The 24,048-nt window shown below is 63.1% G+C and carries 23 protein-coding genes; 20 read left to right on the forward strand and 3 right to left on the reverse strand.

All coding sequences use genetic code 11. From position 1 onward, the window contains the following. Positions 1–10: 10 nt before the first annotated feature. The 4 genes from BWP39_RS15160 (at position 11) to BWP39_RS15175 (ending at position 4,323) form a co-directional block, all read left to right on the forward strand. On the forward strand, positions 11–805 hold the full coding sequence (locus tag BWP39_RS15160; protein ID WP_096721441.1) for an SPOR domain-containing protein: 795 nt from the start codon (positions 11–13) through the stop codon (positions 803–805). Between the two features lie 196 nt (positions 806–1,001). After that, a complete protein-coding gene (locus BWP39_RS15165; RefSeq protein ID WP_096721443.1) occupies positions 1,002–1,640 on the forward strand; it encodes a thiol:disulfide interchange protein DsbA/DsbL in 639 nt (212 codons plus the stop codon). Between the two features lie 17 nt (positions 1,641–1,657). Then, a complete protein-coding gene (locus tag BWP39_RS15170) occupies positions 1,658–2,428 on the forward strand; it encodes an SDR family oxidoreductase (RefSeq protein ID WP_096721445.1) in 771 nt (256 codons plus the stop codon). A 308-nt stretch (positions 2,429–2,736) separates the two neighbouring features. Further along, entirely contained in the window at positions 2,737–4,323 is a 1,587-nt protein-coding gene (locus tag BWP39_RS15175; protein ID WP_096721447.1) for an ABC transporter substrate-binding protein, read from the forward strand. A 102-nt stretch (positions 4,324–4,425) separates the two neighbouring features. Here BWP39_RS15175 and BWP39_RS15180 read toward each other — a convergent pair whose 3' ends face one another. Next, entirely contained in the window at positions 4,426–5,496 is a 1,071-nt protein-coding gene (locus BWP39_RS15180) for an MBL fold metallo-hydrolase (protein ID WP_096722612.1), read from the reverse strand. 165 nt (positions 5,497–5,661) lie between these two features. Here BWP39_RS15180 and BWP39_RS15185 point away from each other — a divergent pair, with 165 nt between their 5' ends. The 11 genes from BWP39_RS15185 (at position 5,662) to bioB (ending at position 18,203) form a co-directional block, all read left to right on the forward strand. Further along, on the forward strand, positions 5,662–6,114 hold the full coding sequence (locus BWP39_RS15185) for a MerR family transcriptional regulator (RefSeq protein WP_096721449.1): 453 nt from the start codon (positions 5,662–5,664) through the stop codon (positions 6,112–6,114). 223 nt (positions 6,115–6,337) lie between these two features. Next, the gene (aceK, locus tag BWP39_RS15190) at positions 6,338–8,167 is read left to right on the forward strand and encodes a bifunctional isocitrate dehydrogenase kinase/phosphatase (protein ID WP_096722614.1); all 1,830 of its coding nucleotides are present in this window, start codon (positions 6,338–6,340) and stop codon (positions 8,165–8,167) included. Positions 8,168–8,256: 89 nt separating this feature from the next. Beyond that, positions 8,257–9,030, forward strand: a complete 774-nt coding sequence (can, locus tag BWP39_RS15195; RefSeq protein ID WP_096721451.1) for a carbonate dehydratase — start codon at positions 8,257–8,259, stop codon at positions 9,028–9,030. Then, complete coding sequence (locus BWP39_RS15200) at positions 9,023–10,225, forward strand: acetyl-CoA C-acetyltransferase (protein ID WP_096721454.1); 1,203 nt, start codon at positions 9,023–9,025, stop codon at positions 10,223–10,225. Before can ends, BWP39_RS15200 begins: the two co-directional genes overlap by 8 nt. Before the next feature lie 33 nt (positions 10,226–10,258). After that, positions 10,259–10,936 (forward strand): SDR family oxidoreductase, encoded by a 678-nt coding sequence (locus BWP39_RS15205; protein WP_096721456.1) that lies wholly within the window; start codon positions 10,259–10,261, stop codon positions 10,934–10,936. Then, the gene (locus BWP39_RS15210) at positions 10,930–11,382 is read left to right on the forward strand and encodes a YchJ family protein (RefSeq protein ID WP_096721458.1); all 453 of its coding nucleotides are present in this window, start codon (positions 10,930–10,932) and stop codon (positions 11,380–11,382) included. The genes BWP39_RS15205 and BWP39_RS15210 overlap by 7 nt, the downstream gene beginning before the upstream one ends. Before the next feature lie 569 nt (positions 11,383–11,951). After that, entirely contained in the window at positions 11,952–13,301 is a 1,350-nt protein-coding gene (locus BWP39_RS15215; RefSeq protein WP_096721460.1) for a dienelactone hydrolase family protein, read from the forward strand. Between the two features lie 507 nt (positions 13,302–13,808). After that, positions 13,809–15,158, forward strand: coding sequence for an adenosylmethionine--8-amino-7-oxononanoate transaminase (gene bioA, locus BWP39_RS15225; protein ID WP_096721464.1), 1,350 nt, complete (start codon positions 13,809–13,811; stop codon positions 15,156–15,158). Continuing rightward, on the forward strand, positions 15,158–16,354 hold the full coding sequence (gene bioF / locus BWP39_RS15230; protein ID WP_096721466.1) for an 8-amino-7-oxononanoate synthase: 1,197 nt from the start codon (positions 15,158–15,160) through the stop codon (positions 16,352–16,354). The genes bioA and bioF overlap by 1 nt, the downstream gene beginning before the upstream one ends. Beyond that, the gene (bioD, locus tag BWP39_RS15235; protein WP_096721468.1) at positions 16,351–17,112 is read left to right on the forward strand and encodes a dethiobiotin synthase; all 762 of its coding nucleotides are present in this window, start codon (positions 16,351–16,353) and stop codon (positions 17,110–17,112) included. The genes bioF and bioD overlap by 4 nt, the downstream gene beginning before the upstream one ends. 11 nt (positions 17,113–17,123) lie before the next feature. Next, positions 17,124–18,203: a biotin synthase BioB gene (gene bioB / locus BWP39_RS15240; RefSeq protein ID WP_096722616.1), complete on the forward strand. Its 1,080-nt coding sequence runs from the start codon at positions 17,124–17,126 to the stop codon at positions 18,201–18,203. Positions 18,204–18,304: 101 nt separating this feature from the next. Here the strand turns inward: bioB and BWP39_RS15245 are convergent, their stop codons facing one another. Then, complete coding sequence (locus BWP39_RS15245) at positions 18,305–19,339, reverse strand: sulfate ABC transporter substrate-binding protein (protein WP_096721470.1); 1,035 nt, start codon at positions 19,337–19,339, stop codon at positions 18,305–18,307. A 114-nt stretch (positions 19,340–19,453) separates the two neighbouring features. Next, positions 19,454–20,056 carry an RBBP9/YdeN family alpha/beta hydrolase gene (locus BWP39_RS15250; RefSeq protein WP_096721471.1) on the reverse strand — a complete coding sequence of 201 codons (603 nt, stop codon included), beginning with the start codon at positions 20,054–20,056 and terminating at the stop codon, positions 19,454–19,456. Between the two features lie 211 nt (positions 20,057–20,267). On the opposite strand from BWP39_RS15250, the gene BWP39_RS15255 reads away from it, so the two are divergent. From BWP39_RS15255 to BWP39_RS15275, 5 genes are read left to right on the forward strand one after another with little or no spacing between them, the layout of a single operon-like run. Beyond that, positions 20,268–21,209 carry a 2-hydroxyacid dehydrogenase gene (locus BWP39_RS15255; protein WP_096721473.1) on the forward strand — a complete coding sequence of 314 codons (942 nt, stop codon included), beginning with the start codon at positions 20,268–20,270 and terminating at the stop codon, positions 21,207–21,209. A gap of 59 nt (positions 21,210–21,268) precedes the next feature. After that, positions 21,269–22,195 (forward strand): hydroxymethylglutaryl-CoA lyase, encoded by a 927-nt coding sequence (locus BWP39_RS15260; protein WP_096721475.1) that lies wholly within the window; start codon positions 21,269–21,271, stop codon positions 22,193–22,195. 31 nt (positions 22,196–22,226) lie between these two features. Further along, positions 22,227–22,757, forward strand: coding sequence for a YbaK/EbsC family protein (locus tag BWP39_RS15265; protein ID WP_096721477.1), 531 nt, complete (start codon positions 22,227–22,229; stop codon positions 22,755–22,757). After that, a complete protein-coding gene (locus BWP39_RS15270; RefSeq protein ID WP_096721479.1) occupies positions 22,754–22,960 on the forward strand; it encodes a DUF1289 domain-containing protein in 207 nt (68 codons plus the stop codon). The genes BWP39_RS15265 and BWP39_RS15270 overlap by 4 nt, the downstream gene beginning before the upstream one ends. Before the next feature lie 52 nt (positions 22,961–23,012). Continuing rightward, positions 23,013–23,933 (forward strand): MBL fold metallo-hydrolase, encoded by a 921-nt coding sequence (locus tag BWP39_RS15275; protein ID WP_096721481.1) that lies wholly within the window; start codon positions 23,013–23,015, stop codon positions 23,931–23,933. The last annotated feature ends 115 nt before the right edge of the window (positions 23,934–24,048 follow it).

Genomic DNA, 24,048 nt, shown 5'->3' on the forward strand with positions numbered 1-24,048 from the left:
GATTCAAACGATGGCAAAACCGCGCCGCACTACGAAGCAGTCGAAACAAACCGGGGGCACTTTTCTCGGTATCGTGCTGGGCCTGATCGTCGGCCTGGCGATCGCAGTGGTGGTGGCGCTCTATATCACGCGCGCACCGACGCCGTTCGTCGCGAAGGTCGCGCCGGCCGCCGCCTCGGACGCAGGTGCAAGCCAGCCGCAATACGACCCGAACCGGCCGCTGCAGGGCAAGACACCAGGCGTAGCGGTGCCGCCACAAGCCGCCCAGCCAGCGCCGCCGAACACCGCGCCGGGACAGTCGACCAACCAGACGCAGTCGTCAGGCATGCTCGAAGAGCCGCAGATCGTCGAAGTGCCGCCGGCGGCCAGCAACGGCGTCGCCGTCGCGCCCAAGCCCGCGCAGGACAACAGCACGCAGACGACGAAGAAGCCGCAGGGCGCTTCGGCACCGGCCACGGCTAACGCGGCGAACCCCGCGCCGAAGCCTGGCTCCACGGCGAACGCGGCCAATGCAGCCAACGCCAAACCGGCAACGGGTACGGCATCGAACGCCGCAGCCGACGCGAATACCGGCTACTTCCTGCAGGTCGGCGCCTACAAAACCTCCGCCGATGCCGAACAGCAGCGCGCGCGTCTCGCGTTCCAGGGTTTCGAATCGAAAGTCACGCAGCGCGATGCGGGTGGCATCACGTACTATCGCGTGCGTATCGGTCCGTTCTCGAAGTTCGACGACATGAATTCGGCCCGTCAAAGGCTGTCCGATGCGGGCGTCGATACTGCCGTCATTCGCTTCACCAAACAGTAAGCCAACACGCTGCGCCGCCGCTGAACCTTCAGTGCGCGGCGCAGGTCTGAATCACGGCAGAACGGCGCCGTAGCCTGTACGATGGCGCAGAAACGCAGGATCACCCCGGTCGCACAACTTTCGTAGTGGCGACGCACGCTACGGCACGCCGCCGTCGCACGTCGCCGTTATTTCCGCCTTATCAGGTCCACACGACATGAAAAAACTGCTTGGCATTCTCCTCATCTCCGTCGGTATCGTCGCGGGCGCTGCCCACGCGTCACCGGCCGCACCGGTCGCAGGCAAGGACTACAAGGTACTCGCCGCGCCGCAGCCGGTCGAAGTGCCGGCCGGCAAGATCGAGGTCACCGAATTCATGTGGTACGGCTGCCCGCACTGCAACGAGTTCGACCCGTTCCTCGAAGCATGGGTGAAGAAGCAAGGTCCGGACGTCGTATTCAAGCGCGTGCCGGTTGCGTTCCGCGACGACTTCATTCCGCATTCGAAGCTGTACCACGCTGTCGATGCACTCGGCCTCGCACAGCAGCTGACCCCGGCCATCTTCAACGAAATCCACGTCAACCACGATTACCTGCTGACGCCGGAAGATCAGGCCAAATTCCTCGCGACCAAGGGTGTCGACCCGAAGAAGTTCAAGCAGGCATACGACTCGTTCTCGACGCAGACCGCGCTGGCGCGTGACAAAAAGCTGCTCGACGACTACAAGATCGACGGTGTGCCGACGCTTGCCGTGCAGGGTAAATACGAAACCAGCCCTGCCATCACGAACGATCTGCCGGGCACGATTCAGGTGCTCGACTACCTGGTCGCCCAGGTTCGCGCAAAGAAGATGTAATCCCCAAAGGCGCCGGAATGAGTACACCTCTGAAGGTTTTCATTACCGGCGCATCGAGTGGCATTGGCCTCGCGCTCGCCGCCGAATATGCGCGGCGCGGCGCGATCCTCGGCCTGGTCGCCCGTCGCGGCGACGCACTCGCCGCGTTCCAGCAAGCCCATCCCCAGACTTCCGTTTCGATCTATCCCGCCGATGTCCGCGACGCCGAAGCGCTCGCCTCGGCCGCCCAGCAGTTCATCGATCAACACGGCTGCCCTGATGTCGTGATCGCCAACGCCGGCGTCAGCCGCGGTGCGGTCAGCGGTCGCGGCGACCTGCGGACCTTCCGCGAAGTCATGGACATCAACTACTACGGCATGGTCGCCACCTTCGAACCGTTCGCCGCTGCGATGAGCGCGGCGCGTACGGGAACGCTGGTGGGTGTCGCGAGTGTCGCCGGGGTGCGCGGGTTGCCGGGCTCGAGCGCGTACAGCGCATCGAAGGCCGCGGCGATGAAATACCTCGAAGCACTGCGTGTCGAGATGCGGCCGCGTGGCGTGGCCGTCGTGACGATCGCACCGGGCTTCATCCGCACGCCGATGACCGATCGCAATCCGTACCGGATGCCGTTTTTGATGGACGCCGATCGCTTCGCCAGGAAAGTGGCCGATGCGGTCGCACGCAAGGTGTCGTTCGCGGTGTTTCCGTGGCAGATGCGCGTGGTCGCGATGTTGCTGCACGTCACGCCACGCTGGCTCTACGATCGCGCTTTCGAAAAAGCACCGCACAAGCCGCGCGACGAAGACTGACGGACTGACGGACTGACTGGCAGACAGACTGATAAGCGAACCTTCTGCCTTCTGTCGCAGTACGCGCACCGTGAGCCGGTGCACGGCGGTTCGCCCGTCCATATACATATGCGGTTTAAGTGGTTGTCGGCGCAACTCCCCTTCGATAAGCTTTCTCCCAGGCGGGGATGCAAAATGCAACGAAATGCAGACAGACACTGCACGCATCGCACGCATCTCGATCAGAACACCCGGCCGGGGTTGTCGCTGCCGGAATGAAGACGAACTGCCTCGAACTGCCTGATACCACGCCTGTTTTGGGAGATCCTATGCGCTTCAAACTGCTCGCCGCCGTCGTGCTCGCTGCCGCCCCTGCGCTCGTGCTGGCCAAGCCGCTGACCGTCTGCACGGAAGCAAGCCCGGACGGTTTCGACGTCGTCCAGTTCAACTCGCTCGTTACCACCAACGCCTCCGCCGACGTGATCTTTAACCCGCTCGTCTCTTACGACGAAGCCGCGAAGAAAGTCGCGCCCGCGCTCGCCGACAAGTGGGACGTGAGCGCCGACGGCCTCACGTACACGTTTCATCTGCGGCCGGGCGTAGCGTTCCAGACTACCGACTACTTCAAGCCCACCCGTGCGCTGAACGCCGACGACGTCGTGTTCACCTTCACCCGCATGCTCGACGACAGCAACCCGTGGCACAAGGTCACGGGCGCGAGCGGGTTTCCGCATGCGCAGTCGATGGGGCTTGTGAAGCTGATCAAGTCGGTATCGAAGGTCGACGACAGCACGGTCAAGTTCGAGCTGAACGAACCGAACGCCACCTTCGTACCGATCCTGACCATGGGCTTCGCATCGATCTACTCGGCCGAATATGCAGACCAGTTGCTGAAGGCCGGCAAGCAGACCGATCTCAATGCGAAGCCGATCGGCACCGGGCCGTTCGTGCTGAAGAGCTACACGAAAGACGCAATCATCCGCTACGACGTGAACCCGACCTACTGGGGGCCGAAGCCGAAGATCGACCGGCTCATCTACGCGATCACACCTGACGCCACCGTGCGCGCACAAAAGGTGAAGGCCGGCGAATGCCAGATCGCGCTGTCGCCGAAACCGCAGGACATCGCCGAGGCGAAGAACGACAAGTCGATCAAGATCGAACAGACGCCCGCGTTCATGACCGCGTTCGTCGCACTGAACACGCAGAAAAAGCCGCTCGATAACCCGAAGGTACGTCAGGCGCTGAACCTCGCGTTCGATCGCACGACGTATCTGAAGACCGTGTTCGACAACACGGCAACGCCCGCAACCAATCCGTATCCGCCGAACACGTGGAGCTACGACAAGGCGATCCAGCCGTGGGCGTACGACCCGGCGCAGGCCAAGAAGCTGCTCGCCGAAGCGGGTCTGCCGAACGGTTTCGAAACGACGATCTGGGTGCGCCCGAATGGCAGCGTGCTCAATCCGAGCCCGAAGGTCGGTGCGGAACTGCTGCAGGCCGATTTCGCGAAGATCGGTGTGAAGGCTGACGTGAAAGTGATCGAGTGGGGCGAGCTGATCAAGCAGGCAAAGCAGGGGCAGCACGACACGCTGTTCATGGGCTGGGCCGGCGATAACGGTGATCCGGACAATTACCTGTCACCGCTCTTTAGCTGCAACGCGGTGAAGTCGGGTATCAACTTCGCGCGCTACTGCGATCCGCAGCTCGACAAGCTGATCACCGACGGCAAGGCAACGGCCGACCTCGCGAAGCGTACGAAGGCGTATGAAGCCGCGCAGAAGATCATCCACGACCAGGCGCTGTGGATTCCGCTCGGCTATCCGACGGCCACCGCGTTGACGCGCACAAACGTGAGTGGGTATCAGGTGAGCCCGTTTGGGCGGCAGAACTTTGGCGCGGTGAGCGTGCAGTAACGTAGCGGTATTCGTCACGGCATTGCGTCGTAGAAAAGCAGAAGGCCCGATTGCAAGCAATCGGGCCTTCTCTTTTTTTGCCGCTGCCTCGCGTCGCGCGAACTACGCGGTGAAGCGGATCACGCCATCCGCATCGTGCGTTCGTTTCAACTCACCCGCGAGCCACAACAAATGCAGATGCGCGAGCGCTTCGCCCAACGCGAACGTCATCTGATGAATGTCGAGTTCGCGCTTGAACATCAACGGCACGATGTCGGCGGCGCTTTGCGGTTTCACCGCGCACGCTTCACGCACTTCGGCGAGCCGTGCATCGTGGTGGTCGCGCAACTGCTTAATGCGCGTATGCACCCCGCGAAACGGTTTGCCGTGCGACGGCAGCGCGAGCGTATCGGCGGGCATCGTTTCATAGCGACCGAGCGAGTGCAGATACAGCGCGAGCGGATTGCCTTCCGGTTCGATATCGAACACCGACACATTCGTTGAAATGCGCGGCAACACCATGTCGCCGGAAATCAGCACGCCAGCCGCTTCGCAATGCAACGCGCAGTGTTCCGGCGAATGCCCGAAGCCAGTAACGACACGCCACGTACGCCCGCCAATTGCGATCGTATCGCCCTCACGCATCCGTCGATATTGCCCCGGCACCGCAGGCACCAGGTTTCCGTAATAGCTTTTGCGGTTGCGCAAGGCATCGAGCGATGTTTCGTCGGTAAGCCCGTGACGCGCGAAGTGCCTCGCTGCGCCTTCGCCGCCCGCATTCGAACCATCGCCGGCGGCCATCACGCGGCCCATCATGTATTCGCCGAGCGACATCCAGAGCCGCACGTTCCAGCGCTGCCGGTCACCGCCGTTGCACAGCCAGTGCGCGAGCCCGAGGTGATCGGGATGACAGTGCGTGACGATCACACGCAGGATCGGCAGGCCGTCCAGCACGGTGTCGAACACCCGCTCCCAGTTCGCCTTGATGGTGTCCGACGCAATTCCGCAATCGACGGCGGTCCAGCCCTGTTGCCCATCGATTTCATCGCGCAACAGCCACAGGTTGATGTGATCGAGCGCAAACGGCAGCGGCATGCGCAGCCACAACACGCCGGGAGCGACCTCGTGCGCCACACCGGGCTCGGGCAAGGTATCGGCGAACGGGTAGTCGAGTTGATGTTCGAGTGCGTTCATTGCGGGTGTCTTCGTGTGATTGTTCGAAAATTCGTCGATGGCACGGTGGCACAGGGCCGTGGTGCAGCCTAGTTGCGCTTCGTTCAAGTTGACGATAACGTAAACGTCGATTCTATCGTTCAATCCGTTTTCGTGCGCAATCACGGCGGTCTACGAGATGCCCCAATGGATACCCAGTACACGATTACCGAGCTTGCCCGCGAATTCGACGTCACGCCGCGTGCGATTCGTTTCTACGAAGACCAGGGTTTACTCTCACCGAGTCGCGAAGGAGCGAGCGGCCTGCGACGCGTCTATTCAGGGCGAGACCGCACGCGTCTGAAGCTGACGCTGCGCGGCAAGCGCCTTGGCTTCACGCTGTCCGAAATCCGCGATCTGCTCGATCTCTACGATTCGCCGACCGACACGCTGGCGCAACTGAATGCGTTTCTCGCCACGGTCAAGCGGCATCGGGACGTGCTTGAACGTCAACGGGAAGATCTGGACGCGACGCTCGAAGATCTCGCGCAGTACGAAGCGCAGGCGCGCGCACTGCTCGACGGCGACACGCGGGAAAAAGACGACGCGCAGCCGGTCACGACGAAACCGCAGGCTAAGCCGGTGCGGCATACGGCCTGATGCAACGCAGTTGCACTGAAGACGAAAGATTTTTCCGTGCGGAGATCACAGCACAACCGGCAATTAATCGCTGCTTTGCACGGAGTTAGCAGGAACCGCTGTGAACGCCGCTCAACGTATTGGAGCAAGCGCAAGCACCAACGCGGCAAGCACGGCATGGCAGGATCGCCCGAACGATACAATCGCGAGTGGCGTCACGACACTGGATGAATGCACGGTCACCATGAATCACTTTCCTAAACTGCTGTCGTCGCAAATCGGTTTCGACCTCGCGCAGACGATGCTCGAAGGTTTCGACCGGCACTACCGCATCTTTCGGGAAGCGGCGATCCATGCCAAGACATTGTTCGAGCGCGCCGACTGGCACGGGCTGCAACGACTCGCGCGCGAGCGCATCACGTCGTATGACGAACGCGTGAAGGAATGCGTCGAGCTGCTCGAAGACGAATACGATGCGGAGAACATCGACGACGAAGTGTGGCAGCAGATCAAGCTGCACTACATCGGTCTGCTGACCACGCACCGTCAGCCCGAGTGCGCGGAAACGTTCTTCAATTCGGTGTGCTGCCAGATCCTGCATCGCTCGTACTTCAATAACGATTTCATCTTTGTGCGGCCGGCCATCTCGACCGAGTACATCGAGAACGACGAGCCCGCTGCGAAGCCGACCTACCGTGCGTATTACCCGGGCAAGGACGGCCTCGAAGCAACGCTCGAGCGCATCGTCACCAACTTCCAGCTGGAGCCGCCGTTCGAGGATCTGCAACGTGACGTTGGCTGTGTGATGCAGGCGGTGCGCGATACGTACGGTGAATTCAACGAAGCCGCCAACTTCCAGATTCACGTGCTGTCGTCGCTGTTCTACCGGAACAAGGCGGCGTACATCATCGGGCGCATTATCAACGGCGACCTCGTGTTGCCGTTCGCCCTGCCGGTGCATCACGTGTCGCCAGGCGTGCTCACGCTCGATACCGTGCTGCTCAAACGTGATCAGTTGCTGATCATCTTCAGCTTCTCGCACTCGTACTTTCTGGTCGACATGGAAGTGCCGTCCGCATTCGTCGAATTTCTCGGCTCGATCATGCCGGGCAAACCGAAGGCGGAAATCTATACATCAGTAGGTCTGCAGAAGCAGGGCAAGAACCTGTTCTATCGCGACCTGCTGCGCCACCTGTCGCACTCAAGCGATCCGTTCATCATCGCGCCCGGCATCAAGGGGCTCGTCATGCTCGTGTTCACGCTGCCGTCGTTTCCCTATGTGTTCAAGCTGATCAAGGACAGCTTCCCGCCGCCGAAAGACACCACGCGCGAACAGATCCAGGAGAAGTATCAACTGGTGAAGCGTCACGATCGTCTGGGACGCATGGCCGACACGCTCGAATATTCGAGCGTCGCGCTGCCGGTATCGCGTCTCGACGAAGCACTCGTGCGCGAACTGCAGAAAGAAGCGCCATCGATGATCGAATACGAGGGCGACAACCTGGTCATTCGGCATCTGTATATCGAGCGCCGTATGGTGCCGCTCAACCTGTTCCTGCAGAACGGCACCGACGCGGACGTCGAACACGGCATCAAGGAATACGGCGATGCGGTGAAAGAGCTGATGCAGGCGAACATCTTCCCTGGCGACATGCTGTACAAGAATTTCGGTGTGACGCGGCACGGCCGCGTGGTGTTCTACGACTACGACGAAATCGAATACCTGACCGATTGCAACGTGCGCGCCGTACCGGCGCCGCGCAACGAGGAAGACGAGTTGTCCGGCGAGCCGTGGTACACGGTCGGCCCGCACGACATCTTTCCCGAAACCTACGGCACGTTCCTGCTCGGCGATCCGCGGGTGCGCCAGTACTTTCTCAAGCATCACGCCGATTTCTTCGAACCTGCGCTGTGGCAACGGCACAAGGAGCATCTGATGAAAGGCGAACTGCCCGACTTTTTCCCTTACGACCGCGGCGTCCGCTTCCGCGTGCGCTACCCGGAGCGCTTCACAACAGCGACAGCAGCCGGCACAACCGCGCAACCGCCGGACCGCGCTGCGCGTGCGGCCTGACGACATCATGCGAAGCCAGGCCGAAGCCATTCGCCACGATTCAACCGATACGCCGGCCCATCACCGCGTTGAAGCGACATAAAAGCACCATGAACCCAAACCCGAACCAGCCCCACCCGCTCGCGCATCTGTTCGACAACAACGATGCGTGGGTCAAGCGCAAGCTCGCTGAAGACCCCGAATTTTTCTCGCGGCTCGCCGACCAGCAGACTCCCGAATACCTGTGGATCGGTTGCTCGGATTCGCGCGTGCCGGCCAACCAGATCATCGGCCTGCCGCCGGGCGAAGTGTTCGTGCACAGAAACATCGCGAACGTCGTCGTGCACAGCGATCTGAACTGCCTGTCGGTGATCCAGTTCGCCGTCGATCTGCTGAAGGTCAAGCACATCATGGTGGTCGGCCACTACGGCTGCTCAGGTGTCGGCGCTGCGCTGCACGGCCGGCGTATCGGGCTGGCCGACAACTGGCTGCATCACGTGCAGGATGTGCGCACCAAACACGCGGCGCTACTCGAGGAATGGCCGATCGGCGACGCGCGGCACCGCCGGCTCGTCGAGCTGAACACGATCGAGCAGGTGGTCAACGTATGCCGCACCACGATCGTCAACGACGCATGGGCGCGCGGCCAGGACCTCACCGTGCATGGCTGGGTGTACGGCGTGCATGACGGCCGCGTGCGCAATCTCGGCATGACGATCGCGAGCCTCGACGATCTCGATCCCGCTTACAAGCAATGTGTGGCCGCCGCTTCCGCGGGCCGCGCGCATTCGACCGACAACGACGTGGTCGCCGCCGACGCAGCGAAGCTCGGCGATGTACCCGCTGTCGTCGCAGGTGTTATCAAGGAGCTGAAACATGAGTGAGACAAACGCAACTTCGCGCGATCCGATCGTGATCGTTTCCGCCGCCCGCACGCCGATGGCGGCGTTTCAGGGCGACTTCGCGACGCTGACCGCGCCGCAACTGGGTTCGGTGGCGATTGCCGCTGCGCTCGAACGCTCCGGACTGAAGCCGGAGCAGATCGACGAAGCGGTGATCGGTTGCGTGCTGCCCGCCGGCCTCGGCCAGGCACCCGCACGGCAAGCCGCGCTCGGTGCTGGCCTGCCGCTGTCCACCGGCAGCACGACGGTCAACAAGATGTGCGGCTCCGGCATGCGCGCAGCGATGTTCGCGCACGACATGCTCGCGGCCGGCTCGATCGATGTGATCGTCGCGGGCGGCATGGAGAGCATGACCAACGCACCGTATCTGCTGCCGAAGGCACGCGGCGGTATGCGTATGGGCCACGGTCAGGTGATCGATCACATGTTTTACGACGGCCTCGAAGACGCGTACGAACGCGGTCGCCTGATGGGCACGTTCGCCGAAGAATGCGCAGCATCGTTCGATTTCACGCGCCAGGCGCAGGACGCGTTCGCGATCGAATCGCTGCAACGCGCGAAACGTGCGAACGAAGACGGCTCGTTTGCGTGGGAAATTGCACCGGTGAAGGTCGAGAGCCGCAAGGGCGAGCTCACCATCGAGCGCGACGAACAGCCGTTCAAGGCCAACCTCGACAAGATTCCGACGCTCAAGCCCGCGTTCAGTAAAACCGGCACGGTGACGGCAGCGAACTCGTCGTCGATTTCCGACGGGGCCGCGGCGCTCGTGATGATGCGCGAGTCGACTGCACAGAAACTCGGTGTGACACCGCTCGCACGCGTCGTCGGCCACTCGACGTTCGCGCAGGAGCCGGCGAAGTTCACCACCGCACCGGTCGGCGCGCTGCGCAAACTGTTCGAGCGCAACGGCTGGCGCGCGGATCAGGTCGATCTGTACGAGATCAACGAAGCGTTCGCAGTCGTCACGATGGCCGCGATGAAGGAACACCATCTGCCGCACGACCGGGTCAACGTGAACGGCGGCGCGTGTGCGCTCGGTCATCCGATCGGCGCATCGGGTGCGCGTATTCTCGTCACGCTGCTCGGCGCACTGCGGCAACGCGGGTTGAAGCGCGGTGTCGCGAGCCTGTGTATCGGCGGCGGAGAAGCGACGGCGATGGGCATCGAACTGCTATGAACGCAGCAATGACGAACCGTGTGAGGTGAGTGCATGAAAACTGCGTTGATCGTAGGCGCGTCGCGTGGCATCGGCCGCGAGTTCGCCCGCCAGTACCTGCACGCGGGCTGGCGCGTGCTTGCCACCGCACGCGACGACGACGCACTCGATGCGCTCACCGCGCTCGGCGCACAACCCTTTCCACTCGACATCACCGAGCCCGCTGAAATCGCTACGCTCGGTGACAAGCTCGCCAATGAACGGCTCGACGTCGCGCTTGTTGTGTCCGGAGTGTACGGGCCGCGCACCGACGGCGTCGAGACGATCACGTCCGAAGACTTCGATCACGTGATGATCACCAACGTGCGCGGACCGATGCAGTTGCTGCCGGTGCTGCTACCGCGCGTCGAAGAAGCGGGCGGCGTGCTCGCGGTGCTGTCGAGCAAGATGGGCAGCATCACGGAAGCGACCGGCACGACGGGCTGGCTGTATCGCGCGAGCAAGGCGGCGCTCAACGACGCGTTGAAGATCGCTTCGCTGCAGACGCGGCGTGCGGTTTGCGTCGCGCTGCATCCCGGCTGGGTACGCACCGACATGGGTGGCTCACAGGCAGCGATCGATCCGGAACATAGCGTCAGCGGTATGCGCAACGTGCTCGCGCAGGCCGCGGGCGCGCACGCGACATTCAACGGTCGCTTCTATCAGTACGACGGCACGCCACTCGAATGGTGAGCGCGCCTGTGCCTTCCGTGTGCCCCTGTGGCGGCGCCACACCCGGCCAGCGCAGCGGCGCTGCTGCGCCGTCGTTCGCACAATGTTGTGGACGTTTCATCGATGGCGATGCGATTGCGCCGGACGCGCTTACGTTGATGCGCTCGCGATACAGCGCCTACGTGCTCGGCAAGACTGCTTATTTGCGCGCAACCTGGGCGCCACAGACCTGCCCCGCCGATCTCGATGCGTCTGAGGCATCGAACTCATCTAACTCATCTAACGCGACGCGCTGGCTCGGTCTCCAGATCAAACGCTTCACCCCACTCGACGCAACCCATGCCGAAGTCGAATTCGTCGCACGATACAAGATTGGCGGTCGCGCGCACCGGTTGCACGAACTGAGCCGCTTCGTTCGCGACGACAGCGGCTGGCGTTACGTTGACGGCGACATCCGCGAAGACTGACGCAGCGACGCGATATCGTCGGAGCTGCACGTGTCGCGCTTCAAGTCCTGCTTACCACCCGTTACATAAGCCCCTTCCGGCTCCGGCTTCACGTACTGTTCAAGTGTTGGCCGCACGCCACATGGTTTTCCCGTCATCGCCGCGACACCTGGTCCTGCGCCTCTGCACGGCGCCTTCCGGGCGCCACCTGGCGGTCACTCCAGCGCGACGTGCCACTCGGCAATTTTTTCGCTGCGGGCTTGTCCCGAATTGCACAAACCAAAATTGTCGTGCCAGTATCGCTCCACAGGTTGTGCAGCGTTACGTCGCGAGGAGCGGCTCAACACCGTCCTCGTGCGATACCAAAGTGTAGATCCGGTATCGCGTAGCGCTCATCTTCGGCGCGTGGGGTCGCGTCGGTCGACAGACGGTTCACTCGTTGCGATCTCCAGCAGCGTGCGCGTGCAAGCGCTCATGCATGTCAGTGGCTTGTTGTTGTCAAACGGCGCTGTAACGAGTCCGTAAGGCGATCCGGTTGCATGACCTCGGGCGAAGGGCTTCAAGGCAGATCTTCAAGGTGGGCGTAGCAGATGGCGTTCAGAAGGGTTCAGGCGGGATGTAAGGCGGTCTGTGCATGTGCGGCGTTCGTTGCGCTCACTGCGTCGTCCGCACACGCCGATCCGCTGTTCGCTTCATCGACGAATGCGCCAGTCAAGCCGGTTAATTCAGCGTCCGCTCAACAACAGGTCGGCCCGCTCTCCAGCGCGCAGGTCCAGCGTCTCTCACTCGAAGACGACGCATGGTTGCCCAGCGCGCGCCTCAACCAGCAGATCCTGCGCATCCCCACCGATTCCTCCGGCGACATCACACTCGAAACGACCGTCTACAAGCCGGACGGTGCGGGTCCGTTCCCGATGATCGTCTTCAATCACGGCAAGATGCCCGGCGACCCACGCAACCAGGCGCGCAGCGATCCGCTGCCGTTCGCGCGCGAGTTTGTGCGCCGCGGCTACGTCGTCGTCGCACCGAACCGGCGCGGCTTTGCGGAATCGGGCGGCGTCTACGAACAGGACGGCTGCGATGTCGAACGCAACGGTATCGGCCAGGCCGCCGACGTCGCCGCGACCATCGACTACATGTCGAAGCAACCGTATGTCGACGCACAGCACATCGTCGTGGCCGGCACCTCGCATGGTGGCCTCGCCACGATCGCCTATGGCGCGCAGGCTGCATCGGGCGTACGCGCACTGATCAATTTCTCGGGCGGTCTGCGCCAGGATGCATGCAACGACTGGCAGGGCAACCTGACCCACGCGTTCGGCGCTTACGGCGAGAAGACGCATGTGCCGTCGCTGTGGCTCTACGGCGACAACGATTCGATCTGGCCCGCCGCGCTGATCACGAAGATGTACACCACGTACACGACTGCGCTCGGCTCCGACGTGCGGCACGGTGTCGGTTCGACGATGATTGACTTCGGTATCTACAAGGACGATGCGCACCGGCTGGTCGGCGATCGTGACGGCGTGCGCGTATGGTGGCCCGCCGTCGAGAGTTTCCTTGCGCGTGTCGGTATGCCGACGGGTGTGCAGTATCGTGTGGAAGAGGCGCCCGAGCCGAAGGCGACCGGCTTCGCGGCGGTCGAAGCGATCGACTCGGTGCCGTTCGTCGACGAAAGCGGTCGCGCCGGCTATCGCAACTTCCTGCACCAGTACCCGAGCCGTGCTTTCGCGGTGTCCAATTCGGGAGCGTGGTCGTGGGCCGAAGGCGGTGACGATCCGAAGGCGGTGGCCATCTCGAACTGCCAGAAGCACAGCAGCGATCCGTGCCGGCTGTATGCGGTGAACGACATCGTGGTGTGGAAGGACACGTCGGCCACGGCATCTGATCCCGGTGCGGTTGATCCTGCGGTGCATAAGCCCGCGCTCGCGAGCCGTTAATTTCCCCTGTAGCAATAATCTCCGGCGTGTAGTTGCTTGCGCGTCGTCGCTGTTGCGTTCTGCACGGCCCCTCTCGCTTACCGGTTCCTACCACCCCGTCCCCACCGCCCGATGCGAAAAACATCGCGTCGAGACCGCTCCATCCTCCCTCGAATTCAGCTACCGCACCGCCGTTCTGATCAAAAGTCTTCCATTTCCCCCACCCGCCATCCGATTTTTTTAGTCACCCCCCACTACTTTGCCGTCGTCATCTGCGGTCTTTTCTGCCCTTCTGGCGCGATCGGCTCCGTGCTGTCGAAAACACCCGCTAACGCCCGCCCAGCCTGGCTCTCCGGCTTTTTTCCGGGGTAGTGCATCGGGCCGGTTAACACGCTAATCTCCGCCTGGAATGGCGAACGGCACGACTCGACAGCCTGTATCGAGCCCCACATTCAGCACCTGAATCGCAATGCGGTTCAGGTGCGCGCTGCGCAAACCGTTCGCCTGCTTCCATGTCCCGGAGTCCGTGTGAACCCATCCGCATCAACCGAAGACTGGGTCGCCCGCAGCCTGCGCGCTGTCTGGCACCCCTGCACGCAGATGAAACACCACGAGCGCCTGCCACTCGTGGCGGTTGCTCGCGGCGCCGGCGCGTGGCTGTACGACCGCGACGGACATCGCTACCTCGATGCGATCAGTTCGTGGTGGGTCAACCTGTTCGGCCACGCGAATCCGCGCATCAATGCCGCGCTGAAAACACAGCTCGACACGCTCGAGCACGCGATGCTTGCCGGTTGCACCCACGAGCCTGCCGTCGAACTCGCCGAGCGGCTCGGTGCGCTGACCGATCACACGCTCGGCCATGCGTTCTTCGCTTCCGATGGCGCCTCAGCCGTCGAGATCGCGCTGAAAATGAGCTTCCACACATGGCGCAATCGCGGCTTCGATGAGAAACGCGAATTCGTTTGCGTCGCGAACAGCTATCACGGCGAGACGATCGGCGCGCTCGGGGTCACCGATGTTGCGTTGTTCAAGGACGCCTACGATCCGTTGATCCGACATGCGCACGTGGTCGCTTCGCCCGATGCACGGCACGCACAGCCCGGCGAAAACGCGCAGGATGTCGCCCGCCGCGCACTCGACAGCGTGCGTGTGCTGTTCGAAGCACGCAGCACGAAGATCGCTGCGTTGATCGTCGAGCCGCTCGTGCAATGTGCGGCCGGTATGGCCATGCACGACGCGTCGTATATCGCTGGTCTGCGTGCGCTGTGCGATCAATACGGTGTGCATCTGATCGCCGATGAAATCGCCGTGGGCTGTGGCCGCACCGGCACATTCTTCGCGTGCGAACAGGCGCAGGTATGGCCGGATTTTCTGTGTCTGTCGAAAGGCATCAGCGGCGGCTATCTGCCGTTGTCGATCGTGCTGTCGCGTGACGAGATCTACGCGGCGTTCTATGACGACGACACTGCGCGCGGCTTCCTGCATTCGCATTCGTACACGGGCAATCCGCTCGCATGCCGCGCCGCGCTCGCCACCCTCGATCTGTTCGCGAGCGACGATGTGCTCGCAACCAACGCACGCAAGTCAGCAACGCTGCGCGCGGCGCTTGCGCCGCTCGGCGAGCATCCGCAGGTGCGCAACCTGCGTCAATGCGGAACGATCTTCGCTTTCGATGCCGCGCTCGACGACCCAAACGCCGCGAAAACATTCTCACGCCGCTTCTTCGAACACGCGCTGCAACGCGAACTGCTGCTGCGCCCGATCGGCACGACCGTGTACCTGATGCCGCCATACATTCTCGACGACAGCGAACTCGACCTGCTCGCCACACGCACGCGCGAAACGTTCGACGCAACACTGAAGGAGACCCGCTGATGCAACTACTGGCTACCCTCGAACAGGGTTTGAAAGACATTGACGCACGCGGCCTGCGCCGTCGGCGACGGATTGCGGATACGCCGTGTGCGGCGCACATGACGGTCGATGGCCGCGAGATCGTTGGCTTTGCGAGCAACGATTACCTTGGCCTTGCTGCGCATCCGCAGCTTGTCGCGGCGCTTGCCGAAGGCGCGCAGCGCTATGGCGCGGGCAGCGGCGGCTCGCATCTGCTCGGCGGCCATTCGCGTGCGCATGCGCAACTCGAAGACGATCTCGCTGCATTTGCCGGCGGCTTCGTCGATGCGCCGCGTGCGTTGTACTTCAGCACCGGCTACATGGCGAATCTGGCGACACTGACCGCGCTCGCGGGCCGCGGCACGACGCTCTTTTCAGACGCGCTGAATCATGCGTCGCTGATCGACGGTGCGCGGCTGTCGCGCGCCGAAGTGCAGATCTATCCGCACGCCGATACCGATACGTTGAGCGCGCTGCTCGATGCGTCCACGGCCGAAACGAAACTGATCGTCACCGACAGCGTGTTCAGCATGGACGGCGACGTTGCACCGTTGGCGCAGTTGCTCGAACTGGCCGAGCGGCACGGCGCATGGCTCGTCGTCGACGATGCGCATGGCTTCGGCGTGCTTGGTCCGCAGGGACGCGGCGCGATTGCCCAAGCGGCGCTGCGTTCGCCGCATCTGATCTCGATCGGCACGCTCGGCAAGGCGGCTGGTGTGTCGGGTGCATTCGTCACTGCGCATGCAACGGTGATCGAATGGCTCGTGCAACGCGCGCGGCCGTACATCTTCACAACCGCATCGACGCCTGCTGTCGCGCATGCGGTATCGGCGAGCGTGCGCATCATCGCGGGTGCTGAAGGGGATACGCGTCGTGCGCATCTGCAGCAGTTGATCGAGCGCACCCGCACCATGCTCAAGACGACACCGTGGTTGCCGGTCGATTCGCATACCGCCGTGCAGCCGTTGATTATCGGCAGCAACGAAGCGGCGCTTGCCGCGGCCGACGCGCTCGATCACGCGGGACTGTGGGTGCCCGCGATCCGTCCGCCGACCGTGCCAGTCGGCACGTCGCGCCTGCGCATTTCGTTGTCGGCGGCACATTCGCACGGCGATCTCGATCGTCTCGACGCAGCACTCGCTCGACTCGGCACTGCAATGGTCGCGGAGGCTGCATGAGCGCACTGTCGCTGTTCGTCACCGGCACTGACACCGAGATCGGCAAGACGCTGGTTTCCACCGCGTTGCTCCGCGGATTCGTGCGCGCGGGACTGCGTGCCGCTGCAATGAAGCCGGTCGCAGCGGGCGCGTTCGAAGTGGAGGGTGTCTGGCATAACGAAGACGCCGATCAACTCGACGCCGCCGCGAACGTGCTGCTACCGCCCGCGATCCGCACGCCGTATCTGCTGAAAGAACCCGCGGCGCCACACGTCGCCGCCGCGCTGGAAGGCGTGACGCTCGACGTAGAACGCATCGTCGAGTCTCATGCGCAGGCGTCGCGTACCGCGGATGTGGTGGTCGTCGAAGGCGTCGGCGGTTTTTGCGTGCCGCTCACCGACACCCACGACACCGCCGATCTGGCACGCCTGCTGAACCTGCCCGTGGTGCTCGTGGTTGGCATGCGGCTCGGTTGCATCAGTCACGCATTGCTTACTGCCGAAGCAATCACCGCGCGTGGGCTGCACATCGCCGGCTGGGTTGCAAACCGTGTCGACCCGAACATGCGCTTTGCCGACGAGAACATCGCCGCGATTCGCGAACGGCTCGAACATCGATACGGCGCACCGCTGCTCGGCACCGTACCGCATCTAAACCCCACATCCGCCGATGTCGCAGCGGAACATCTCGACATCGCCGCACTCCTGCACACGCTGCGCACGTTATGCACGTTACGCATCGCACAGCACCCGACCCGACTCCCCGTCATTCATTCATGAGGATCGACGACATGACTTCACTGCATACCGGTTCGATAACTGCCCCCGCACCTGCCGTCGCAGCGACAGCTTCAGAAGCCACGCTCGCCCGCTGGCGCATCGCCGACATCGTCGCGCTGTACGAACTGCCGTTCAACGACTTGCTGTTTCGCGCGCAGCAAACCCATCGCGAGCACTTCGATGCCAACACCGTGCAACTCTCGACGCTACTGTCGATCAAGACCGGTGGCTGCGAAGAAGACTGCGCGTACTGCCCGCAATCGGTTCACCACGACACCGGCCTGAAAGCCGACAAGCTGATGCCGGTCGACGACGTGCTCGCGGCCGCACGCCTCGCCAAGGAGAACGGTGCCACGCGCTTCTGCATGGGCGCCGCATGGCGTAATCCGAAAGACCGCCATCTCGAACCGATCAAGGACATGATCCGCGGTGTGAAGGCGATGGGCCTCGAAACCTGCGTGACGCTCGGTATGCTCGAAACGCACCAGGCGGAAGGTCTGCGCGAAGCCGGGCTCGATTACTACAACCACAACCTCGATACGTCGCCGGAGTTCTACGGGCAGATCATCTCGACGCGCACCTATCAGGACCGGCTGGACACGCTGGAGCGTGTGCGCGATGCGGGCATCAACGTGTGCTGCGGCGGCATCGTCGGGCTCGGTGAATCGCGTCGCGAACGTGCCGGGCTGATCGCTCAGCTTGCAAACATGGACCCGTACCCCGAGTCGGTGCCGATCAACAATCTCGTGCAGGTGGAAGGCACGCCGCTCACCGGTACCGAGGCGCTCGATCCATTCGAGTTCGTGCGCACGATTGCGGTTGCACGTATCACCATGCCGCGCGCGATGGTGCGGCTGTCGGCAGGGCGTGAACAGATGGACGAGGCGCTGCAGGCGATGTGCTTCCTCGCTGGTGCGAATTCGATTTTCTACGGCGACCAGTTGCTCACCACGAGCAACCCGCAGGCGGAAGCGGACCGGAAGCTGCTCGAGCGTCTTGGTATGCGCGCGGAAGCCGCGCAGCAAATGCCGCTCGATTCGCACGGCTGCGAACACGCATGCGATGGGCACGCGCAATCGGCTGCGAATTAGAACTGCGCAAGTTCTCCGACTGACCGGCCGATGCTGGAAATACAAAGGCCGCCCGATAGCACTATCGGGCGGCCTTTGTTTCGCAACGAACCTCGCGCTTCCTACTTCCTGTCGACGACAACCTGATCGAAGGTCCCGCCGTCGGAGAAGTGCGTCTGCTGCGCCTTCTGCCAGCTGCCGAACATCTGCTCGACGGTGAAGGTTTTCAGCGGCTTGAACTCGCTGGCGTGTTTCGCGAGCACGGTCGCATCGCGCGGCCGCAGATGATGTTGCGCGATGATCTCCTGCGCAGCCGGTGTGTACAGATAGTCGAGATACGCCTGCGCTTCCTTGCGCGTGCCGCGCTTGTCGACGACCTTGTCGACGATCGTCACCGGCGGTTCGGCCAGCAAGCTCACCGACGGATAGACCGCCTCGAAGCTGCCCGCACCCACGCCTGTTTCCATCAATGCGACTTCGTTCTCGAACGTCACCAGCACGTCGCCGATGCCGCGTTGCGTAAACGTCGTGGTCGCACCACGGCCACCGGTGTCGAGTACGGGCACGTTGCGGAAGATCGCCTTTTCGAAGTCCTGTGCCTGCGCGTCGGTGCCGCCATGTTGCTTGCTATAGCCCCAGGCGGCCAGGTACGCGTAACGGCCGTTGCCCGACGTCTTCGGATTGGCGATCACGACCTGCACGCCGGGCTTCGCCAGGTCGTCCCAGTCCTTGATGTGTTTCGGATTGCCCTTGCGCACGAGGAACACCATCGTCGTCGTGTACGGCGCGCTGTTATCGGGTAGCCGTGCGCGCCAGTTGGCGGGCACGAGCTGGCCGCGCTCGGCGAGCAGATCGATGTCGTTGGGCTGGTTCATCGTCACCACGTCTGCCTGCAGACCCTGCAGCACCGACAGCGCCTGCGCGCTCGATGCGCCATGCGACTGGCTGATCGCTACGGTCTCGCCGCTCTTCTGCTTGTACGCAGCGATGAAGGCGGCGTTGATGTCCTTGTACAGCTCGCGTGTGACGTCGTAGGAGACGTTCAGCAGCGACGTGTTGGCATGCGCGTTCGATACACCACCCAGCGCGAGCACAAGTGCCGTGATGCCGGCTGCGAGCCAGCGCGAATGTCCTGGATTCCCCGAATTGCCTGTCATGGTGTCTACGCCCCGTACGTGATGAACGCGTGATGCCGCCGCTGCGGCTCGAAGCCGGATTCTAGCGGATTGCGCGGCGCTATCGGGTGACTCCAACGACGCACGACGATGTCATCAAACGAAGGCGTGCGTAGCCGGTTCGATCGATTCCTCGCGAAAGCGCAACGGCGCTGCGCAATGCACGAGCGTATCGATGAAGTATTTGGCGCGTGGCCACGGACCGTAGCCCGCTGCGGTGTTGATATGGCCCGCATCGCCGAGATTCACGAACGCGCTGCCGAAACGCTGTGCCAGTTCGCGGGCGTCGGCGAGCGGCATCCATGGGTCGGTGTCGCTGCCGATCATGATTGACGGCACGCCGATACGTCGTGCGTCGAACGTGCCTGCAAACGTGAACTTGGCGGGGCTGGCCGGTGCGACGAACAGCACGCCGGCGACATCGGCTGCGTGCGTTGCCTGCTGCAGCACATGCGCGGCAACCAGGCACCCAAAGCTATGCGCGGCCAGCACGAACGGGCCGCGCTCGCGGGCGAGCAGCTCGCGCAACGACTGGGCCCACTTCGCGAGATCCGGGGCATCCCAGTCCGCCTGCTCGACGCGCAACGAACGCGCAAACTGCCGCTCGAGCCACGTCTGCCAATGCGCGCCCTCGCTGCCATGTAGACCCGGTACGGTTACGACGCGGGGTGGCCATGTCGATTTGCTGCATGAGAACATGATTTTCCTCGCTGACGGAACCCGATAAATCATTGTGGACGCCGGATCCGCGCTTCTGAACCAATTTTTCGTGCTTTGTTTATGGGCTAAAGATTCGCAATCGCCCGCGAGACTGCGGGCGTAGTCGCTCCGGCGCACGGCGCCGTCGGCAAGAAAGTAGAATGAGGCCTATCCGCCCACGCAATCGCTAACGCAATCAATCCGCCAGCCTGTGAAAATCCTCTTCTATACGCCGCTCACCGACGCCGCCGCGTGGCTGCACGATCTGACTCGCGCGCTGCCCGGCGCCGATCTGCGCGAATGGCAACCGGGCGACACCGCGCCCGCCGATTTCGCCGTGGTGTGGCGTCCGCCGCGCGAACTGTTCGCGCCACGGGCCGGTCTGCGGGCCGTGTTCAATATGGGCGCGGGCGTCGATGCAATCCTTGCGCTCGAACGCGAACATCCGGGCACGCTGCCGCGCGACGCCCTGCTGGTACGTCTCGAAGACACCGGCATGGCGCCGCAGATGGTCGAATACACGCTGCACTCGGTGCTGCGTTACCTGCGCCGTTTCGACGAGTACGCCGCCCTGCAGGCGCAGCGCCGCTGGCAGATGCTCGATCCGCATCCGCGCGAGTCGTTCACAGTCGGTGTGCTCGGCCTTGGCGTGCTCGGCACCCAGGTTGCGCGATCGATTGCGGCACTTGGCATCCCCGTGCGCGGCTATAGCCGCAGTGCGAAACAGATCGACGGTATCGCGACCTTTGCGGGCGAAGCGCAGTTCGGCGCATTTCTCGATGGCGCGAAGGTACTCGTGAATCTGCTGCCGCATACGCCCGACACCCACGATGTCCTGAACGCCCGCGTGTTCTCGCAACTCGCACGCGGCGCGTATCTGATCAACGTTGCGCGCGGCGCGCATCTGGTCGAACAGGATCTGCTCGATGCACTGGCGAGCGGCCAGATCGCAGCAGCCACACTCGATGTGTTTCGCGAAGAGCCGCTGCGGCCCGATCACCCGTTCTGGCAGCATCCGCGCGTCACGATCACACCGCACAGTTCGGCGTTGACGTTGCGCGAAGAAGGCATTGCGCAGATCGCGGAGAAGATCGGTGCGCTGACGCGTGGCGAAACGGTCGGCGGCCTGGTCGATATCGCGCGCGGCTACTAACGAACACACGTACTCAACACCCATTGCAGAGGCCGCCTCAGGCGGCGAGGAGACACCCCATGACATTGCCTCAAGCAGTCAAGATCGTCGAAGTCGGCCCGCGCGACGGCCTGCAGAACGAAAAGGATTTCGTCCCGACCGCGGTCAAGATCGAACTGATCAACCGGTTGTCGGCGGCAGGGTTTCGCAACGTCGAAGCCGCATCGTTCGTCTCGCCGAAGTGGGTTCCGCAGATGGCCGACGGCGCCGAAGTGATGGCCGGCATCGCGCGTCGGCCGGGCACGCTGTATTCGGTGTTGACGCCGAATCTGCGTGGCCTCGACGGTGCGCTCGCCGCGCACGCGGATGAGATCGTGATCTTCGGTGCCGCTAGCGAAGCATTCTCGCAGAAGAACATCAATTGCAGCATTGCGGAAAGCATCGAGCGCTTCGTGCCCGTTGCGCAGGCCGCCAAAGAAAAAGGCCTGCGTGTGCGTGGCAGCGTGTCGTGCTCGCTCGGTTGTCCGTATCAGGGCGACGTGCCAGTCGCGTCGGTGGTCGATGTGGTTGAGCGTTTTGCGGCGCTCGGTTGCGACGAGATCGATATCGCCGATACGATCGGTGTCGGCACGCCGAAGCGCACGCGTGAAGTCTACGAGGCGGTGACCAAAGTGTTCCCGCGTGAGCGTCTGTCCGGGCACTTTCACGACACGTACGGCCAGGCACTCGCCAATATTTACGCGGCGCTGCAGGAAGGCATCGAGATTTTTCACGCATCGGTGGCAGGGCTGGGCGGCTGTCCCTACGCGAAGGGCGCGACCGGCAACGTCGCAACCGAAGACGTGCTGTATCTGATGAACGGCCTCGGCATCGAAACCGGCGTCGATCTCGCACAGGTGGTCGCGATCGGCGATTTCATCTCGACGTCGATCGGTAAGCCGAACGTGTCGCGTGCGGGCAAGGCGCTGCTCGCCAAAGCGCGCAGCGAAGCGCAGACCTGCGTCTGACACGGTTGCCCTGAAACTCATCCGAACGACCATGACAGATAACGCATCGCTTCAGACTCCCCCTACTGCCGATTTCGACGCGCTCCCCGACGCCGCACGCCGGGTCGCGCTACTGCTGCGCGAGCGCGGTCACGCTGGCCACGTCGTGATGCTCGCGGAAACCGGCAAGACGTCGGCGGAAGCGGCGGCCGGCCTTGGCTGCACCGTTGCGCAGATCGCGAAGTCGATCCTGTTTCGTCGCAAGCACGACGACGCGCCCGTGCTTGTCGTCGCGAGCGGTGCGAACCGTGTCGACGAACAGAAGGTCGCCGCGCAGGTCGGCGAAATCGGTCGTGCCGATGCAAAGTTCGTGCGCGAGAAAACCGGTTACGCGATCGGCGGCGTATGTCCGATTGGCCACGCAACACCGCCCGTCACGCTGATCGATGCCGACCTGCTCGCACTCGACAGCCTGTGGGCTGCGGCCGGTCATCCGCATGCGGTGTTCAACCTGTCGCCGCAGCAACTGGTCGAGCTGACCGGTGCGCCCGTGGCCGACGTCGCCTTGCGCGAATCGGCATGACGCACGACAGCGCGTCCGTCCCGTCACCGTGCATTGACGTGTGCAGGATGAACGCTGCGACCGGCTGGTGCGAGGGTTGTCTGCGGACAATCGACGAGATCGCCGGCTGGTCGTCGTTCGACGACACGCGCAAGCACGCGGTGTGGGATGCGATCGAAGCGCGTCACGCTCAGTTGCTGGCCGCGCAGCAGGAACGGCCATGAAGCGCGCCGCATTGCAGATCGTGATGTGGCCACAACCGGAGCCCCGCTCGCCATGATCGCGCTGCCTGCATCGATACGCGTATTCGAACGCGGCTGGCTCTCGTCGAACAACGTGCTGCTGATCGACGACGCGTGTGCCGCGCTCGTCGATACCGGCTACGCGACGCATGCGCCGCAAACCGTCGCACTGGTTCGCAAGGCGCTCGGCACGCGACCGCTCGATCTGATCGTCAACACCCATCTGCATTCGGATCATTGCGGCGGCAACGCGCTATTGCAGGCTACGTGGCCCTGCCGCACCGAGATCCCCGCGCAGGAAGCCGACGCGGTTCGCCACTGGGACGAGACGCGCCTCACCTATCGCGCAACCGGTCAGACCTGCGAGCGCTTCGCGTTCACCGGTACGCTGTCGCCCGGTATGCGAGTCACGCTCGGCGCACTCGAATGGACCGTGCTCGGCGCGCCCGGTCACGATCCGCATTCGCTGATGCTCTATTGCGCCAGCGAGCGCGTGCTGATCAGCGCTGACGCACTGTGGGAAAACGGCTTCGGTGTGATCTTTCCGGAACTGAACGGCGATAGCGGTTTCGCGGAACAACAGGCGGTGCTCGATCTGATCGCGACACTCGATGTCGACGTCGTGATCCCAGGTCACGGCGCGCCGTTCACCGATGTGCACTCCGCACTTGAGCGCGCGTGGTCGCGCGTCGCCTGGCTGCGTGCCGATCCTGCGCGCAACGCGAAGAACGCGTTGAAGGTGTTGATCGTGTTCAAGCTGCTCGAAGTGCGCGTCATGCCGTTCGATGCGCTCGTCGCGATGCTCGACGACGCCGCGCTGATGCGCGCAGCGGCATCGATGCTTGGAGCGCGCAACGAAACACCCACGTTGCTGCGCGAACTTGTCGGCGAACTCGCGCGAGCGGATGGCCCGCTGGCGATAGACGGCGACTGCATCCGCGCGCGCAGCGCGTAAATTCCAGTCCGCCAAAAAAGAAAGCCGTTCCCCAGTAATGGCGAACGGCGTAATTTGGTCGACGTGATCAGCGTCGATTCGGATCATACTCGCGCGTACCTTTCGGACGCATCGG

Origin of the sequence: Paraburkholderia acidicola (genome assembly GCF_002362315.1) — a bacterium.
Taxonomy (GTDB): Bacteria; Pseudomonadota; Gammaproteobacteria; order Burkholderiales; family Burkholderiaceae; genus Paraburkholderia; species Paraburkholderia acidicola.

What these genes read in the sequence shown, in the direction of transcription:
- BWP39_RS15165 (WP_096721443.1), top strand. Translation starts at nt 1,002, where the DNA reads ATGAAAAAACTGCTTGGCATTCTCCTCATCTCCGTCGGTATCGTCGCG.
- BWP39_RS15275 (WP_096721481.1), top strand. Translation starts at nt 23,013, where the DNA reads ATGATCGCGCTGCCTGCATCGATACGCGTATTCGAACGCGGCTGGCTC.
- BWP39_RS15175 (WP_096721447.1), top strand. Translation starts at nt 2,737, where the DNA reads ATGCGCTTCAAACTGCTCGCCGCCGTCGTGCTCGCTGCCGCCCCTGCG.
- BWP39_RS15205 (WP_096721456.1), top strand. Translation starts at nt 10,259, where the DNA reads ATGAAAACTGCGTTGATCGTAGGCGCGTCGCGTGGCATCGGCCGCGAG.
- aceK (WP_096722614.1), top strand. Translation starts at nt 6,338, where the DNA reads ATGAATCACTTTCCTAAACTGCTGTCGTCGCAAATCGGTTTCGACCTC.
- BWP39_RS15160 (WP_096721441.1), top strand. Translation starts at nt 11, where the DNA reads ATGGCAAAACCGCGCCGCACTACGAAGCAGTCGAAACAAACCGGGGGC.
- BWP39_RS15260 (WP_096721475.1), top strand. Translation starts at nt 21,269, where the DNA reads ATGACATTGCCTCAAGCAGTCAAGATCGTCGAAGTCGGCCCGCGCGAC.
- bioB (WP_096722616.1), top strand. Translation starts at nt 17,124, where the DNA reads ATGACTTCACTGCATACCGGTTCGATAACTGCCCCCGCACCTGCCGTC.
- BWP39_RS15210 (WP_096721458.1), top strand. Translation starts at nt 10,930, where the DNA reads ATGGTGAGCGCGCCTGTGCCTTCCGTGTGCCCCTGTGGCGGCGCCACA.
- BWP39_RS15245 (WP_096721470.1), bottom strand. Translation starts at nt 19,339, where the DNA reads ATGACAGGCAATTCGGGGAATCCAGGACATTCGCGCTGGCTCGCAGCC.
- BWP39_RS15270 (WP_096721479.1), top strand. Translation starts at nt 22,754, where the DNA reads ATGACGCACGACAGCGCGTCCGTCCCGTCACCGTGCATTGACGTGTGC.
- bioD (WP_096721468.1), top strand. Translation starts at nt 16,351, where the DNA reads ATGAGCGCACTGTCGCTGTTCGTCACCGGCACTGACACCGAGATCGGC.
- can (WP_096721451.1), top strand. Translation starts at nt 8,257, where the DNA reads ATGAACCCAAACCCGAACCAGCCCCACCCGCTCGCGCATCTGTTCGAC.
- BWP39_RS15170 (WP_096721445.1), top strand. Translation starts at nt 1,658, where the DNA reads ATGAGTACACCTCTGAAGGTTTTCATTACCGGCGCATCGAGTGGCATT.
- BWP39_RS15180 (WP_096722612.1), bottom strand. Translation starts at nt 5,496, where the DNA reads ATGAACGCACTCGAACATCAACTCGACTACCCGTTCGCCGATACCTTG.
- BWP39_RS15250 (WP_096721471.1), bottom strand. Translation starts at nt 20,056, where the DNA reads ATGTTCTCATGCAGCAAATCGACATGGCCACCCCGCGTCGTAACCGTA.
- BWP39_RS15200 (WP_096721454.1), top strand. Translation starts at nt 9,023, where the DNA reads ATGAGTGAGACAAACGCAACTTCGCGCGATCCGATCGTGATCGTTTCC.
- bioF (WP_096721466.1), top strand. Translation starts at nt 15,158, where the DNA reads ATGCAACTACTGGCTACCCTCGAACAGGGTTTGAAAGACATTGACGCA.
- BWP39_RS15185 (WP_096721449.1), top strand. Translation starts at nt 5,662, where the DNA reads ATGGATACCCAGTACACGATTACCGAGCTTGCCCGCGAATTCGACGTC.
- BWP39_RS15215 (WP_096721460.1), top strand. Translation starts at nt 11,952, where the DNA reads ATGGCGTTCAGAAGGGTTCAGGCGGGATGTAAGGCGGTCTGTGCATGT.
- BWP39_RS15265 (WP_096721477.1), top strand. Translation starts at nt 22,227, where the DNA reads ATGACAGATAACGCATCGCTTCAGACTCCCCCTACTGCCGATTTCGAC.